Source organism: Pseudogracilibacillus sp. SO10305, assembly GCF_037072005.1.
Lineage (GTDB): Bacteria > Bacillota > Bacilli > Bacillales > Amphibacillaceae > Pseudogracilibacillus > Pseudogracilibacillus intestinigallinarum.
This window is the reverse complement of record NZ_JAXHDE010000011.1, coordinates 1-16,353: the sequence shown is the minus strand read 5'-3', so window position 1 is coordinate 16,353 and position 16,353 is coordinate 1. Positions and strand designations below refer to the sequence as shown.

The 16,353-nt window shown below is 34.2% G+C and carries 12 protein-coding genes and 4 tRNA genes; 5 read left to right on the top strand and 11 right to left on the bottom strand.

The annotated features are described in order from the left end of the window. Entirely contained in the window at positions 1-1,137 is a 1,137-nt protein-coding gene (locus SPD45_RS09625) for an IscS subfamily cysteine desulfurase (RefSeq protein ID WP_336267520.1), read from the bottom strand. A 115-nt stretch (positions 1,138-1,252) separates the two neighbouring features. On the opposite strand from SPD45_RS09625, the gene nadC reads away from it, so the two are divergent. Both nadC and nadA read left to right on the top strand, forming a co-directional pair. Next, positions 1,253-2,092 carry a carboxylating nicotinate-nucleotide diphosphorylase gene (gene nadC / locus SPD45_RS09620; protein WP_336267519.1) on the top strand — a complete coding sequence of 280 codons (840 nt, stop codon included), beginning with the start codon at positions 1,253-1,255 and terminating at the stop codon, positions 2,090-2,092. A gap of 1 nt (position 2,093) precedes the next feature. Beyond that, complete coding sequence (gene nadA / locus SPD45_RS09615) at positions 2,094-3,200, top strand: quinolinate synthase NadA (RefSeq protein WP_336267518.1); 1,107 nt, start codon at positions 2,094-2,096, stop codon at positions 3,198-3,200. A 280-nt stretch (positions 3,201-3,480) separates the two neighbouring features. Here the strand turns inward: nadA and SPD45_RS09610 are convergent, their stop codons facing one another. The 7 genes from SPD45_RS09610 to SPD45_RS09580 all read right to left on the bottom strand — a co-directional run bounded on the left by SPD45_RS09610 (position 3,481) and on the right by SPD45_RS09580 (position 9,914). Beyond that, positions 3,481-4,242: a PHP domain-containing protein gene (locus tag SPD45_RS09610; RefSeq protein WP_336267517.1), complete on the bottom strand. Its 762-nt coding sequence runs from the start codon at positions 4,240-4,242 to the stop codon at positions 3,481-3,483. Between the two features lie 29 nt (positions 4,243-4,271). Further along, positions 4,272-5,099, bottom strand: a complete 828-nt coding sequence (locus SPD45_RS09605) for an energy-coupling factor transporter transmembrane component T family protein (protein ID WP_336267516.1) — start codon at positions 5,097-5,099, stop codon at positions 4,272-4,274. Continuing rightward, positions 5,083-6,801, bottom strand: coding sequence for an ABC transporter ATP-binding protein (locus SPD45_RS09600; RefSeq protein WP_336267515.1), 1,719 nt, complete (start codon positions 6,799-6,801; stop codon positions 5,083-5,085). The genes SPD45_RS09605 and SPD45_RS09600 overlap by 17 nt, the downstream gene beginning before the upstream one ends. Next, positions 6,789-7,679 (bottom strand): cell division protein FtsQ, encoded by an 891-nt coding sequence (locus SPD45_RS09595; RefSeq protein ID WP_336267514.1) that lies wholly within the window; start codon positions 7,677-7,679, stop codon positions 6,789-6,791. Before SPD45_RS09595 ends, SPD45_RS09600 begins: the two co-directional genes overlap by 13 nt. A 758-nt stretch (positions 7,680-8,437) precedes the next feature. Further along, positions 8,438-8,767, bottom strand: coding sequence for a general stress protein (locus tag SPD45_RS09590; protein ID WP_336267616.1), 330 nt, complete (start codon positions 8,765-8,767; stop codon positions 8,438-8,440). An 851-nt stretch (positions 8,768-9,618) separates the two neighbouring features. Then, positions 9,619-9,689 (bottom strand) — tRNA-Thr (locus SPD45_RS09585). Between the two features lie 153 nt (positions 9,690-9,842). Then, positions 9,843-9,914: transfer RNA gene (locus SPD45_RS09580), tRNA-Asn, on the bottom strand. Between the two features lie 546 nt (positions 9,915-10,460). Between SPD45_RS09580 and SPD45_RS09575 the strand changes: the two genes are divergently transcribed. The 3 genes from SPD45_RS09575 (at position 10,461) to SPD45_RS09565 (ending at position 14,172) form a co-directional block, all read left to right on the top strand. Beyond that, the gene (locus SPD45_RS09575; protein ID WP_336267513.1) at positions 10,461-12,062 is read left to right on the top strand and encodes a sensor histidine kinase; all 1,602 of its coding nucleotides are present in this window, start codon (positions 10,461-10,463) and stop codon (positions 12,060-12,062) included. After that, complete coding sequence (locus tag SPD45_RS09570) at positions 12,059-12,769, top strand: response regulator (RefSeq protein ID WP_336267512.1); 711 nt, start codon at positions 12,059-12,061, stop codon at positions 12,767-12,769. Before SPD45_RS09575 ends, SPD45_RS09570 begins: the two co-directional genes overlap by 4 nt. A 104-nt stretch (positions 12,770-12,873) precedes the next feature. Next, positions 12,874-14,172 carry a CitMHS family transporter gene (locus SPD45_RS09565; RefSeq protein ID WP_336267511.1) on the top strand — a complete coding sequence of 433 codons (1,299 nt, stop codon included), beginning with the start codon at positions 12,874-12,876 and terminating at the stop codon, positions 14,170-14,172. A gap of 97 nt (positions 14,173-14,269) precedes the next feature. Here SPD45_RS09565 and SPD45_RS09560 read toward each other — a convergent pair whose 3' ends face one another. From SPD45_RS09560 to SPD45_RS09550, 3 genes are all read right to left on the bottom strand, one after another. Continuing rightward, positions 14,270-15,793, bottom strand: coding sequence for a BCCT family transporter (locus SPD45_RS09560; RefSeq protein ID WP_336267510.1), 1,524 nt, complete (start codon positions 15,791-15,793; stop codon positions 14,270-14,272). A 334-nt stretch (positions 15,794-16,127) separates the two neighbouring features. Beyond that, positions 16,128-16,200: transfer RNA gene (locus SPD45_RS09555), tRNA-Ala, on the bottom strand. 27 nt (positions 16,201-16,227) lie between these two features. Then, a tRNA-Ile gene (locus SPD45_RS09550) sits at positions 16,228-16,304 on the bottom strand. Positions 16,305-16,353 lie beyond the last annotated feature (49 nt).

Genomic DNA, 16,353 nt, shown 5'->3' with positions numbered 1-16,353 from the left:
TCATAAAGAAGGAAGCGATTGAAAAATACGCTCCATTACTATTACTGTTCGTTCTAATTCCTCTTTTGTCGTTTTACTCCCTAAAGAAATACGAATGAAACATTTCGCCTCAGATTCCGACTTTCCTATCGCTAACATTGTTCTTGATGGACTCTCCATTCCAACTTGGCATGCTGAACCTGTTGATATGCAAATACCATGCCGATTACATTCTAGCATCATGTATTGCCCTTGTACGTGCAAACAAGTTAAGCCTATAATTTGAGGTAACTGCGCTTCTAATGACTGTTCCACCATTATTTTATCAGAAAGTTTCTTTATATCTTGTAAAAATAAAGTACGTAATTGATTATAATTTGCTGCGCGCTCCTCCATTGTTTCCATCATATGTTGTGCTGCAGCAGTAAAAGATACAATAGACGGCACATCAACCGTTCCAGGGCGAAAACCATCTTCGTGTGTCGTTCCATCGTAAATACTCTTCCATAATACAGATGGACTTATATAACAAAATCCAACCCCTTTTGGACCGTATATTTTATGACTAGAAACAGATATACTATCTACTTTACATTTTTTCACATCAATTTTTATTTCTCCATACGTTTGTACACAATCGGAGTGAAATATGATTTGATGAGCCTTTAAAATCTCTCCAATTTCCTCTAGGGGTTGAACTGTCCCAATTTCTCCATTTCCATGATGGATAGAAGCTAAAATCGTAGTTGGACGAATAGCTTGTTTTAATATATCTAACTGAATTGTACCGTGTTCATTTACATCTAAATAAGTCACTTCAAAACCGTCATTTTCCAATTGCTGAAATAAATGAAACAACGATGCATGTTCAACTTTTGTCGTAATTAGATGATTTCCTTTGCTTTTATATGCTTGTACAATCGACAATATAGCAAGTATATTCGCTTCTGTACCCCCACTGGTGAAATATATCCCTTCTGTTTCTCCATTTAAAAATAAACTATGCTGTTTTCGACAGAGTTGTAAAGCATCCCTAGCATTCATTCCAATATCATGTAAACTACTCGCATTACCAAAATACAATTGACTCCCCTCATTATACGCACATAAAGCAACTTCACTCATTGGAGTTGTTGCTGCATAATCTAAATAAATCAAGTATTGTCACTCCTTAAAATTACGTGTGTCTTGTCACTAGTATTGACATATATTCGTATGAATGTCAAAATAAACATCATAGTCATGTGAAGTAAATCACAAGAAAGGAGTTAACATGAACGAAGTCTTAATCAAAGAAAAATTGAAACAATTTTATTTAGAAGATGTTGGACATCAAGATGTAGCTACAATGTCTATTTTTACAAAGAAAGAGCCAGCAAAAGCATATTTTTACGCAAAAGAAGCAGGAGTCATCGCCGGAATATCCATCATCAAGCATATGTATCACATGATTGACCCATCCATTCGGGTTACATTAAAAAAACAAGATGGACAATCTATAAAGAAACAAGAAACTATCGCCGAAGTGACGGGACCCATCCCTTCTATCTTAGTCGGTGAACGAGTTATTTTAAATTTAATTCAGCGCATGAGTGGCATAGCAACAACGACAAATCATGCTGTTCAAAAGCTCAATGATCCAACTATTAAAATTTGTGATACGAGAAAAACAACGCCTGGTTTAAGGATATTTGAAAAATATGCAGTTTCTTGTGGGGGAGGATGGAATCATCGAAATGGTTTATATGACGGCGCTATGATTAAAGATAATCACATCGTGGCCGCAGGGTCTATCAAAAATGCTGTTCAAAAAGTAAGAGAACAAGTCGGTCCAATGATAAAAATCGAAGTGGAAACTGAAACGAAGGAACAAGTAATGGAAGCCGTTGATGCGAAATGTGACATCATCATGTTCGACAATCGTACCCCATATGAAATTCAGCAACTACTTCCACTAGTACCAAAGCACATTTACACGGAGGCATCTGGTGGGATAACACTTAATACAATTAATGAATTCCGGCATGTCGGAGTAGATTTTATTTCATTAGGGTTTTTAACTCATTCTGTAAAAGCTTTAGATATAAGCGTCATGATTGAAGGAGGGTATTAAAATGGTACAATTTATTGATTTATTTCAGCAAGGTACAACAATCCCTACAAAATATAAAAATTTAACAATGGAAGAAATGGAGAATAGAGTGAAAAAGTTGAAAGAAAAATTTGGAGATAAACTTTTTATTCCAGCACACCATTATCAAAAAGATGAGGTCGTTCAGTTCGCCGACGCCACTGGGGACTCTTTACAACTCGCTCAACTTTGCGAAAAAAATGATCAAGCTGCATTTATTGTCTTTTGTGGTGTACATTTTATGGCAGAAACTGCAGATATGTTAACAAAAGAAGAACAAACCGTATTACTACCAGACTTACGTGCTGGTTGTTCCTTAGCAGATACAGCAAACATAGAGCAAACGGAACGCTGTTGGGAAACATTACAACAAACATTCGGTGATACAATAATTCCCTTAACGTATGTAAATTCTACAGCTGAAATTAAACAATTTGTCGGAAAAAATGGTGGTGCGACTGTTACATCTTCCAATGCGAAAAAAATAATTACATGGGCATTTACACAGAAGGAGAGAATTTTATTTTTACCTGACCAACATTTAGGTCGAAATATATCACACGACCTAGAAATACCATTGAATAAAATGGCGGTATGGAATCAATCAACAAATTCATTCGAATTCAATGGCAATATAGAGGATGCGAAAGTTATTTTATGGAAGGGTCAATGTTCTGTACATGAGAATTTCACTGTAGAAAACATCGAACAAGTACGGAAAGATTATCCCAATATAAGTGTACTCGTTCACCCAGAATGTCCTTATGAAACAGTCGCAAAATCTGATTATGTTGGCTCAACAAGTTATATTATCCGTATGATTGAGGAGGCACCCTCTGGAAGTAAATGGGCCATCGGAACAGAAATGAATCTAGTACAACGTTTGATTCAAGCACATCCAGATAAGGAAATCATTTCCCTTAACCCACATTTATGTCCATGTATGACAATGAATCGAATAGATTTAGCCCATTTATTATGGTCCATAGAATCCATTGAAACCGAAGAATATAAACATGTAATAAAAGTAGAGAATAAGACAGCTGAATATGCAAAATTAGCACTAAATCGTATGTTAGAACATGTGTAACATGAAAAAACAAGAAGATGTAAGTGGACAATGTGCTTGCTTTTTCGTCATATGGCCTGTATGGTCCAGTCCATCTACCTTTGTGCTTCATTGCATTTGTTTAACACTCTCATGCATTCGACACGCTAATTACATTTGATACACACTTCCATACAGTATACCCATCTATTTTCCTTTGTTACAGAAGATTAAAAAATTTAACGCATGAAATCAAATGAATTAAATTTGATTTCATGCGTTTATCCTTCTCATAATGAAGGTAAAGAAATCTACCTTACAATTATTTAACCTTATTATATAAATTCAATTCCTTCATCATTTTCTTAATTTGACTTGCAGCCTTAACTTTCACTTCCAAACAAGGAGATATTTGTATTTCATAATTACCTTGACGAATTACTTCTCTTAGTTCATCGATGGAATTACACTCAGGAAATACATTGAGAATAGATCCATACTGTAATTCCTGATGAGTATCACTACCACCCACTACTGGAACATTGTATGAAGTAGCAAAAGACTGAACTCTTTCTTCCATTTCTAGTCCATCTGTAAATAAATCTTTACTATTTAAATCATATGCGTCAAATTGTTGCAAAACATCCACTTCGTGATGATGCCAAGGTGTCGATTTACGTAAAGGATGGGCACCAATCTTTAACACATTAAAATCAGAAGTTAAATTAATAAGCTCTTTTACTGGAATAAAAGCATCTTTATCACGATATGGGATAAGAAGATGTGCGATGGTCCAAATATCATCTCGAGAGCCAATGATAAGAAAGTGGCCATTTTCTTTCACATCCACTTCTAACCCACAAAATATTTTCATTCCCTCAATCTTATAATAATCTTTTTCATAAGGGTATTCTGCCTGTAACATTTCGTAAAACTCGATTATATTAGCGGCATTGAAATGTTCTGTAATAGCTAATGCCGTAAGCCCATTAGCTTTCGCCTCATTCATTTTCTTTTTAAAATCCTCAAAAGAGATATTTATTTCTTTTGATAAGTTAGCATGTGTATGAAAATCAATTTGCATGTAAATTCTCCTTTTAAATAAGTGATTTCCTAGGATGGAAACGTTGCACCAAACCAAAGGATGAGTAGAATTATAATCGTTTGCGTAAAAATGAATAGGTAGTCTTGTTTTCTAAATTTCAAATAAGTTAACTTTTGTTTTTTCGCTTCGGGATTATGAAGAGAGTACGAAAACCCTCGTACTTCCAACGCTTCTACTGTAAGTCTTGTTCTTTTTGCGACATTTAGCATCAAAGGATAAAATGATTGAACAATTACTTTGATATAATAATAAACAATTCGCCATTTCAGAAAACCATGTTTTTCTGGTGTCTTCCCACGTAATCTGTAAGATTGAAAAATTTGATGGTACTCGTCTAGCAAAATGGGTAACATCCGGAATGCATAGGATACTGCAAAGCTAAATTGTGCCGGTAATCCTAAACTCAATAAACCATCACTCAACTTTTCAGGACTCATACTCGCAAAGACAGAAACACTTGCAATGGACATAATGAATATCTTCATTGATAAAGTAAGAAGGGGTAGTATGGCTTCAAGACTTCCCCCTGCAAAAAACGCCGAAACGATAAATATTGTAAATAATTCTGTTAGAATCCCGATAAATAGTAATGTTAAAATCAACGGACTTACTCTTGAGATAAATGCTAAAAAAGTAGCATAAATAATAATGGTGATTAAAATAGTATTATTAAATGTAAACCATGGTAAAAGGCTAATAACTAAATACCAAAAGATTAATAATCTGGCATCAATTTTTGAAAAATATACATCTGGTTTACCAAAGGCTGTTTTGATTAATTCCAGTTTAATTGTTTCTACATTAAGTACATCTTTTATTTTAGCCGTTAGATCCATCGACATGAACCTCCTTTATTCTCCCAACGAATTCATTTACAGATAACGCAGGATGAATATTTAAAGCTAGGCTAAGTTCTGCAATTTGTGGCAGTTTAAGTCCAGCTTGTTGCCAAATATCTACCCGATCAAATAAAACTTTTGGTGTCCCATCAAAAATAACTTTTCCATGCTCCATAACAATCACTCTTGTTGCCCACTCTGCAACAAGTTGCATATCATGTGTCGTGATAAGCACCGTTTTTACCTCATCACGAATGGAGTGTAGAATATTAATTAATTGTTTTCGATTTCCTATATCAAGGCTAGCTGTTGGTTCATCTAGCATCATAACTGTAGGTAGCATTCCGAGACCTATGGCGACAGATGATCTCCTTTGCTGTCCGCCACTTAGTAATCTACCATCAAGTGGAAGTAGATCCTTCATATCTAATGATTCTGTAATATGTTCATACAGATCGTCTTGATTCATATTACGTACATCCCCAAAGAAAGTAATATCATTGTTTATCGTATCCTGAATAAACATTTCTTCTGGATTTTGATAAATATAAGAAATATGACTAGAAAGCTTTTCAACTGGTGTTTTTAATACATCGATACCATTGACATTAATTTCACCTTGTTTCGGTGTAATAATTCCGGCTAAACATTTCATTAATGTAGTTTTACCAGCACCATTGTTTCCAACTATGGCAACTTGCTCACCTGTATAGAACGTTAATTCTTCAATATTTAAAACCGTTCTTCTTTCCTTGTTTAATAGTTTTACTTCATGTTGGACATCCGATACAGATATAATAGCAGAATTAGTTGTATGTAAATTTGGCTGATGACGATTAGTGTCAGGATAAAAATAAAACCCCTCAAAGTACTCAATAGCTTCCTCCACTGTAATCGGCAAGTCATGATTAGTTGTAACATCATTTAATTGCATAGCTGCTTGTGTTACTTGTGGTGGATATATATGTGTTTCTTGAAGCTCCGTAATATTGAATAGTCCCTTTCTTACATCCTCATGCCATTTCACCTTACCATTTTCAATAAGGGCTACTTGCTTACAGTAATTTGCTATAAACTCTGTATGATGTTCGATAGTAATAATTGTTTTACCTAATTCTTCATTTAAAAATTTTAATTTCTCATATATCTCTGTAGCATGTTGGGGATCAAGCTGTGCTACAGGTTCATCTACAATTAGTATTTCCGGATTAAGTGCTAGTGCACCTGCAAGTGCCGTTAAATGCTTTTCTCCTCCACTCAATTCCCAGATTGTTTTATTTTGTAAATGCGTGATTCCGACCAATTCTAAAGCCTGTTTCGCCTTTTCTTTATAATCTTTATAGCCAAAATTTAGTGGAGCAAATGAAACATCCTCTAAAACAGTTAACTTCATTAACTGATTTTGAAAATCTTGATATACATAGCCAACATGATGACTTAATGTCGCAACTGCTTGATCTTTGACGGACTTCCCTTCAACTATCACTTCTCCATCAAAGTATCCAGAGAAATAATGCGGAATCAAACCATTGATTGTTTTACAAATAGTTGATTTACCACTACCATTACCACCAATAATAGCAAGAAAATCTCCTTTATGAATCGTTAAATTTGCACCATTTAATACTGGATAATCCGCACCAGGGTATTGGTAACGAACATTATTAATTTCTATAATTGGTTGATTTAAGCTGGCCATTTTTCATTATCCCTTTCTGTATTTTTTCTTTTGGTGGCTAATTTTACTGCAATAAAGATAACTGTTATACAAATAATTGCCGCAACAGATATTGGTAACCAAATAAACCCATCTCCAAATTGATCTAAGAAATCTGGTTCCCAAACTGCAAAACTGATGTCCATTTCAGCTATAAACTCTGCAACTAATCCAACAAAAGTTAGGAAAATCGTTATAACAATTAAACGAATGGAAATGAATTCTAAAATAGATCCATTTGTATTCTTATCACGTGGATTCATTCCCATTAAAGGCTCAATTTTTCCATATAACTTTGGAATTAAATAAAATGCAGGAATTACTCCGAAAAGAACGCCGGAAATAAACGTATTCGTAACAAAATCAACAGCTTCTATGATAACTATACTTTCAGGTAATCCTGGTACAGCTTCCAACTCTTCTACCCCATACCATACCTTACCGATGTCAACAATCGCACCCAATAGTTGATCAATTGATACCCCAACTATTGCTGCCGTCGCAATTTGTCCTTTACTAGTTGGATCTCTTACAAGTAACCCAGCAATATACATTGCCAACGTAAATTGAAGGAAACCTTCAACTTCACCTAATCCACTGAAATCTCCAAGTAATAGACTCCCAAAAATTATAGATCCAACTGCTGAACCTAAAGCTGCGTATAACGGATGAAATAAAATAACGAGAATGATAGGAACAAATACCATATATTTAATAGATAAATCCACTGGTCCGATTTGAAACTCTGGCAACAACTCCGTAAATAAATCTGCAAGTCCATAAAGTGACATTGCTAAAATAAAGATCATCATTTTCTGGGATTGCGTATACCCTGTTTTCTTTACTAAACTTTCTGACACGATAATTTCCTCCTCTTAATTTTGAACTACTTTTATCGTATCAGTGAAAGTTTAATTAATTATAAATTACATGTAAAATAGATGTAAATTTAAGAATTGTGTTTATAACAATACAGATTGATGAAAATTCTTTTGCTTCCATTCAACATATCTCCTGACTCATACAAAATAAAATATAAGAAAGACGAACGATACATAAAATTACAATAATAAAAATGAAAGTGCGATCAATTTATAAGTGCATATATAACAAAAGCAGTAATTATATAAAACAAAAAAACCTGTACATATTTCATAAATGATAACTCACTTTTACCAAAAAAATTAAACAGATAAAAAACATTACTTTTCTATCTGTTTAATGAATGGACGTCGTTCCTATTTTTAATCACTATTCTTTATAAGATTATCTTCATAGTATAACATCATCCATTTCTATTAGAATTCATTCGGGACACTTCGTTCAAAAGATCTTCTGCTGTACACCTATCTCGGCTAAACGTTGTTTGACCATTCATTTTATTTTCATCTACATTAACATCTAAATATTCGATCTGAACATATTCCAGATAATCCGATGCTATTTTATCCCAAATATAATCATTTAAAGAAAATTTCATTACTGTTCTAATAGGCTAGTTGGAATAATCTCCCTTTTCACCCAATTACGTACTAAATTATTTTGTATGTGGCAAAGCATTCGGGAAATTATTAAAGTAAACAGTTCATGACATGGGAATTTTTTAGTTCTTATTATACTATTTTTCGCTCGTACTTATTAATAACACTTTACCATGATCAAGTTTTTCTTCTAATTTTGCTGCCTCGTCTTCCGAAAAGCCAATTACTTCTAATTTATTTCTTAATTCATCCCCTTTCTTATTGAACATATTTTCCATTGCGACTTTCATACCTTCTTCCTCTAATCCAATTACATTTGCATTCACTTTATTCGCAATACGTTTCGTACGATCATCATCATGTGAAATAATATATAAATTTTCTTTCGACACACCATCGTTCAATTGCTTCTCTACCTCTTGAATGACATCTTGATCATCTTGAAACTCTTTCACTTGTGGCTTCAAAGTTAGTTCTTCCTTTCCTGTTTTATTTAAATGTTTCACAGGTAGCTTCTCCTATCTAACGACTTTTAAACATCTTTTTGAGCATTAAATATCGTATATAAAAACAAAACCACTCTAAAAAACATAGAGTGATTAGCTATCATTACTTATATACAATTGATACGAAAATAAATCCAAAACTTGCTGCAAACTTTATATCGACTATTTCTATGTTGGGATTAGATTGCAAAAACGTATTTACTTTATGGTCCAATCCTGTCGTTAGCAAAGCACTAAAGGAAATAAAATTCGTTTTCACCATCCCTTTCAATGTATAAATTACTTTTCATCTTTCTCTTCATAAAGTCTTGAAATTTTACATAATACAATGATCGAATATGTTGTAGAGGTAAAAAAAAGCAAAATAACGAGAACCGACTAATTGACGAAGAACACCTATCCTCGGAAACTCTAAAATAAATATTAACACTATCATAATGATGCGTATAATAGCTGCTTGTATGATTTCATTTACCTTTGTAGCCATACAATCATCCTAAAATTTATAAGTTACGACTCTTCTATATTTACTAAAATTTAGATTAGCAATAATTGTATACCCTTTGATTTTGAGACAAAAACCCTTTCCCACCAATGTGAGAAAGGGTTGATATGTAATAATGTAATATTAGTGTGTCGAATGGCAATAAAACATATTTAGCAGAATGTTAATATATAACCGAAACAAGATTAACCATTTTGAACGTGTTCAAACTTTTTACAGGAAAAACAACATTAAATGTATTTACATACTTTTATCCGAAAGTCCATTTAAAATCAACTTACACTCTTCAAATACTTTTATAAATATAAGCCAGTAGTGAGAATCGAACTCACATCGCCGCCTTACCATGGCGGTGTTCTACCATTAAACTATACTGGCATTTAAAAAAATCATCATTTCATACATCTCAGCAAAATTCTTAAGTAATTAAATCACTTCATCATACTATTTTCAAATATCCAATAATATGTATTTTCCATACAAAATAAATGTTTTGCCACAAAACTACGAGAGCAAAAAGACATAAAAAAGCTCCACAGGTAGGGTTCGAACCTACGACCGATCGGTTAACAGCCGATTGCTCTACCACTGAGCTACTGTGGAATCATAGTAAATTACTTATACCCGATTGTTTCATGTGTTAACTCTAATGGTCTCGTCGTGCATACGCACTCCTCGCAGACTTCGCTTACGCTCCGTTGCTCTACCACTGAGCTACTGTGGAATCATAGTAAATTACTTATACCCGATTGTTTCGTGTGTAACTTGACGATAGCCGCCTCCGGGCCTTACGGTCCTCGGCGCAGTTTATATGATTTTTTAACAAAAATCATATAATGCTCTACCACTGAGCTACTGTGGAATCATAGTAAATTACTTATACCCGATTGTTTCATGTGTTAACTCTAATGGTCTCGTCGTGCATACGCACTCCTCGCAGACTTCGCTTACGCTCCGTTGCTCTACCACTGAGCTACTGTGGAATCTTCATAAACTTTGTATTGCTCATTTCACTCATATCATAACGAAAATTATTTGTTTGTGCAAATAAAATACTTCTCGTAAATATTTTGAATGAAAATACATGTAAACTCCCATGTAAATCGATTACAATATAATTAGATAATATACAAAAATGGAGGGATGAACGTGCAAATAATAAGGCAATGGTATAAACAAATAAAATTCCAAACGAAAGTTTTAGTACTAATGAATGCTCTTATTTTTATTATTTTTCTAGCATTGTACTTATACATTCATTCCATTACATCACAAAATATTCAAGAGGAAGTTGGTAAAAAAGCACTCGCAGTTTCTGAAGCAATTTCCGCATCTCCAAGCATAATACAAGCATTTGATGAGGATGATCCTTCTGCAAATATTCAAGTTTACACAGATGCCATTCAACATAAAATTGATGCCGAATTTATCGTCGTTGGGGATAAAAATGAAGTAAGACTTGCGCATCCACTTAAAGATCGAATTGGCAAGAAAATGGTTGGGGATGATAATGAACGGGCCCTCCAAGATGGTAAGTCTTATATTTCTAAAAAAGAAGGGAGTATTGGGTTATCTATTCGAGGGAAAAGTCCTATCATAAAAGATGGAGATATTGTTGGAGTTGTTTCCGTTGGATATTTATTAGAAGATATACATAAACTCGTATGGAAGCAAAATACACCAATTTTGTTTTTACTTATCGTATTTTTAGGAATAGGTATGGCCGGCGCCTTTCTTATTGCTCAACATTTAAAAAAATTACTACATAAAATGGAACCAGAAGAAATTGCCTCCCTTTTATTACAAAAGGAGGCCATTTTACAATCTGTTAAAGAAGGAATCATTGCCGTCGATATACATAATCGAATTACATTAATAAATGAAGCAACAAAAGAAATGTTACAAATAGAAACCGATGTAATCGGAAAACGATTAGATGCCATTTTATCCTTCCCGTTACTACACTATGCCAAAACAAATGAAATGAGTCAAGATACAGAATATATCATTAAAAATGAACCAGTTTTAATGAATGTACTCTCTCTGAAAATGGACGACACGTTATATGGAGCAGTATTAACTTTTCGAAAGAAAACAGATCTCGAAAAAGCAACACGCGAATTAAGCTCGATTAAACAATATTCAGAAGGATTACGTGCCCAAACACATGAGTTTTCCAACAAGATTCATACATTATACGGCTTAATACAATTACAACATTATGAAGAAGCGAAACAATTTATTGAAGAAGAGTTAGATACATCTTCTACTTATTATCCTTCTTTAGAAAATCAAATTAAAGATGCCGTCATCCACGGATTGTTAATCGCTAAATATAATATTGCGAATGAAAAAGGAATTACATTTGAAATTGAAAAAGATAGTTCCTTACAAAAAATAAACGATGAGCAAATTCGTCAATGTATTTTATTAACACTCGGAAATTTAATTGATAATGCCTTTGCAGCTACTCTTTCCTCTAATCGACCATATGTACAATTGCATATAACAGATGTCGGAAACAATATCGTACTGGAAGTGGATGATAATGGAAAGGGAGTACCTGAAGCAATGATAGATCTAATCTTTGAAGACGGTATAACAACGAAGCAAACGATAGGTCATGGAAAAGGTTTATTTATCGTGCAACGGGCAGTTCACGCTTTAGATGGAGAAATATTAATCGATGAAAGTGACTTTGGTGGAGCAAGATTTATCGTGATTCTCCCAAAGAAAGGAGCCAACAAATGAACGTAAACGTATTAATCATTGAAGATGATTTTAGAATTGCACATATTCATAAAGAAATGGTGGAACAATTGCCTTTTTGCCATGTGTTGCATACGTCATTACATGCAAAAGATGCAATGGAGTTTTTAGAGACGAGTCTAATATTACCAGATATCATTTTATTGGATATGTATATTCCAGATGTGCAAGGACTAGAATTAGTAGAAAACTTACGGAAACAATATCCATATAGCAATATTATTATTGCTTCGGCTGCAAATGATACGAAAACGATTAAAGCCGCAAAACAACTAGGAGTATTTGATTTTATGATCAAACCTATTGATAAAGAGCGATTGCAAGCAAGTTTTCGAAATTTCAAAAAGGAAGTAGACTTACAAGAGCAAGAATGGACGCAAGCTCAACTCGATATTCTCTTTCATGCGGAAAAATTAGATGAAGAAAATCAAACAAAAAAACAAGGAGAACTACCAAAAGGAATTGATGAATTAACATTAGAAAAAATATTAACTTTTCTTCCCTCTTTAGAAGAAGAATATATTACCGCACAACTTTTAACAGAAAAAATTGGAGTTAGCCGCTCCACTGCTCGAAGATATTTAGAATACTTAGACGCGATACAAGTTGTCGAAGCGACAGTACATTATGGACAAGTTGGTAGACCACAGAGAATGTATATCCTCCGTGAACAATATGAACAAAATTAATTTTATTTTCTTAATAAACTATATAAATGGAATATTTCCTCCCTCACTGTAAGCGTGTACAATTAGTACAATAAAGAAAGCGTTTTACATGAGGAGGATTATAGATGTTAAGTATTGTTGGTTTTATAACAATAGTCGTTATTGTTGCTATACTTTTAAGGGGAAAAACGATTCCGATTATCCCGTTAATTATCATTCCTATTATCGCAGCATTAATTACAGGTTTTGGGCTTGCGGATATTGGAGAATTTTTCACAGAAGGTTCCTTAAAAGTAATGAACGTTGTCATCATGTTTATTTTTGCTATTTTATACTTTGGACTTATGCAACATGTTGGATTGTTTGATCCATTAATAAATAAAATGGTACAAATCACACAAGGAAATATCGTTACGATAAGTATTGGAACAGTTATTATTGCAGCAGTTGCACATTTAGATGGATCCGGTGCATCTACCTTTTTAATTACGATTCCTGCACTTTTACCTTTATACCAACGAATGAAAATGAATCCGTATTTACTTTTACTACTCATCGGTGGTAGTGCTAGTATTATGAATATGGTTCCATGGGCAGGACCGTTAGGAAGAGCTGCCTCTGTATTAGATATGGATGTCACGGAATTATGGCGCCCACTTATTCCTATTCAAATTATTGGAATGGTTTTAATGATCATTTTAGCCGCTTTTTTAGGTATTATGGAAAAACGTCGCATCGAAAAGAAGTACGGTTCTACTAAAATTGCTCTAGAGGAAATAAAGGAAGCTAAAGAGAGTACAGAACCAAAGGAGAAACCAAAGTTACTTTGGGTGAATTTACTTTTAACTATTTTAGTTGTAATCATGCTTGTATGGGGTGTCATTCCAGCAGGTTTAGTATTTATGATTGCGCTAAGTATTGCACTTGTTATTAATTTCCGTACAGCTGATGAACAAAATGACATTATTAAAGAACATGCTGCAAGTGCTTTAACAATGGGGACCATTATTTTAGCAGCTGGGTCTTTCCTAGGTATCTTAAGTGGAACTGGTATGTTAGATTCTATCGCAACTGATGCTGTTAAAATCATTCCAGAATTCATCTCACCATATATCCACTTAATCATTGGTGTACTTGGTTTACCATTAGATTTACTACTAAGTACAGATGCTTACTATTTTGCGTTGTTACCTGTAGCAGATCAAATTGGAACGACTTTCGGCATTTCATCTCTAGCGACAACATATGCAATGATTGTCGGAAATATCGTCGGTACATTTGTTAGTCCATTCTCTCCTGCATTATGGTTAGCTTTAGGGCTTGCAGGACTTGAAATGGGGAAACATATTCGTTACTCTTTCTTCTGGTTATGGGGAATCAGTATTATTTTATTAATCGTCTCATTCTTTATGGGATTAATTTAAGCAAATATATAAACAAAGATAAAAGGGATGCCAACATGATACATGGCACCCCTTTTATGATGATTATTATATTTCTCTCTTACTCTTACTATCCAAACTACTTCTGTTCGTTCCACATTTCCTTACACACTTTCGGTGCTGTCCAAAAAGTCGTTAACAGTAATATGGATACAGGTACTGCTGTAACGACAATGAAAGATTGTAATGCATTAATACTATCTTCACCAATCGTTAATAATAAAACAGCTACAGCTCCCATTAATAACGCCCAAAACACGCGTAAAAGCTTGGATGGATTGCCACTACCTGTTATTGCCATTGAAATTGTTAAAGACATCGAATCCGTCGTTGTCAGAACGAAAATAATCGTAGCGACGATAAATAAAAATCCAATAATCGTACCAAATGGTAATTGCTCTGTAATGGCAATCATCGCTGCTGGTGGACCATTACTATTTAATGCATCGGAAACAGAACCCGGATTCATCAACTCCTGATAAATACCTGTCCCACCTACAACCGTAAACCAAAATGTTGAAATAATCGGTGCGATAATCGCAACAGATGTTACTAACTGTCGGATTGTACGTCCACGAGATATTCTCGTTACGAACATTGCCATCATCGGTCCATATCCTAAGAACCATGCAAAGAAAAATATCGTCCAACTACTTAACCAACCTTCATCTCCACGATACGCATTTAATGTTAAGAAATTCTCCACATACGTAGCCATTGCTTCTAAATATGAATTTGATATAAATAATGCTGGCCCAAGTATTAATAATACAACAATTAAAAATAGCGCTAAATAAACATTATACGTACTTAATATACGAATTCCTTTATGCACTCCAGTAGCTGCTGAAATTGCCGCAGCAATAACGAGTAATACAATTATGATTATTTGCATTGCCATCGTATCTGGTATATCAAATAGTGCACTTAAACCGTAACTCGCTTGCAATCCTAAAAATCCGATAGGACCAATTGTTCCTGCTGCAACAGCAATAACACATGCTGCATCAACTAAAGTTCCAAGCACACTTTTTTCCATAACTTTATTACCGAAAAATGGATATAATAATGTCCGCGGCTTTAATGGTGCGCCTTTATGGTAGTGGGCATACATTAATACAATTGTTCCTAATGTCCCTAATATTGCCCATGCTAAAAATCCCCAATCCACAAAACTAGTCGCAAGTGCAGGTACTACTGCTTCAGCTGTTTTCGCCTCCGTACCTGAAAAATAAGGTGGAGTCTCAATAAAATGACTTAACGGCTCCGCAGCCGCCCAAAATACACCACCTGCTGCTAATAATGTACACATAATAATAGATATCCACTCAAATGTGCCAATTTCTGGTCGCTCCATTTTGCCTAATTTAATTTTTCCATACTTAGAAAAACCTAAATATAAGGCAATAAAAAAAGTACCTAGCAATATAAGCTGGTACAACCCACCAAAATATTTAACCGAAAATGCAAAAGAACTATTTACAATGTTTGTCACAAGGTCTTGATTCATAAATCCAATAATAATGAATAGTAATAGCAATCCACCACTAATCATAAAAACAGGATAGTCAATAACTTGCTTTTCCTTCTTTATATTACGCACAAAACTTCCCCTTTATTTATCATTACACAATGAATATTGATCCCACTCAAAAATTCATAGCATGGTTAGACATGTTACGCTTTTCTATCTACTTTGTCAAAGTAAAACGTTCAACTTAATATAAATCGAAATATTACAATAATTCCACTCCAACAGATTATACTGTTCAGGCATGAAGTAAGATGTTAAATGCCTATAGGTGATCACCTAACCTGATAACGACTCATATCCTATCACTCGACATCGTCCTATTTTCATATAATTATGGACGATTACTTTATTCGAAAACGATAAAAAAGCATCTATTGATTTCATGATCAATAGATGCTTAGTATGGAGCCTAGCGGGATCGAACCGCTGACCTCCTGCGTGCAAGGCAGGCGCTCTCCCAGCTGAGCTAAGGCCCCATAGTAAAAATGAATATGTATTCTAGATGGTGGGCCTGAGTGGACTCGAACCACCGACCTCACGCTTATCAGGCGTGCGCTCTAACCAGCTGAGCTACAGGCCCATCTACGTTAGAAATATTCCCTCAAAACCGAACAAACAACAATAAATGC

Bases quoted from the DNA above. Each gene is read 5' to 3' on its own strand.
- nadC (WP_336267519.1), top strand. From the start codon at position 1,253: ATGAACGAAGTCTTAATCAAAGAAAAATTGAAACAATTTTATTTAGAA.
- nadA (WP_336267518.1), top strand. From the start codon at position 2,094: ATGGTACAATTTATTGATTTATTTCAGCAAGGTACAACAATCCCTACA.
- SPD45_RS09610 (WP_336267517.1), bottom strand. From the start codon at position 4,242: ATGCAAATTGATTTTCATACACATGCTAACTTATCAAAAGAAATAAAT.
- SPD45_RS09605 (WP_336267516.1), bottom strand. From the start codon at position 5,099: ATGGATCTAACGGCTAAAATAAAAGATGTACTTAATGTAGAAACAATT.
- SPD45_RS09600 (WP_336267515.1), bottom strand. From the start codon at position 6,801: ATGGCCAGCTTAAATCAACCAATTATAGAAATTAATAATGTTCGTTAC.
- SPD45_RS09570 (WP_336267512.1), top strand. From the start codon at position 12,059: ATGAACGTAAACGTATTAATCATTGAAGATGATTTTAGAATTGCACAT.
- SPD45_RS09565 (WP_336267511.1), top strand. From the start codon at position 12,874: ATGTTAAGTATTGTTGGTTTTATAACAATAGTCGTTATTGTTGCTATA.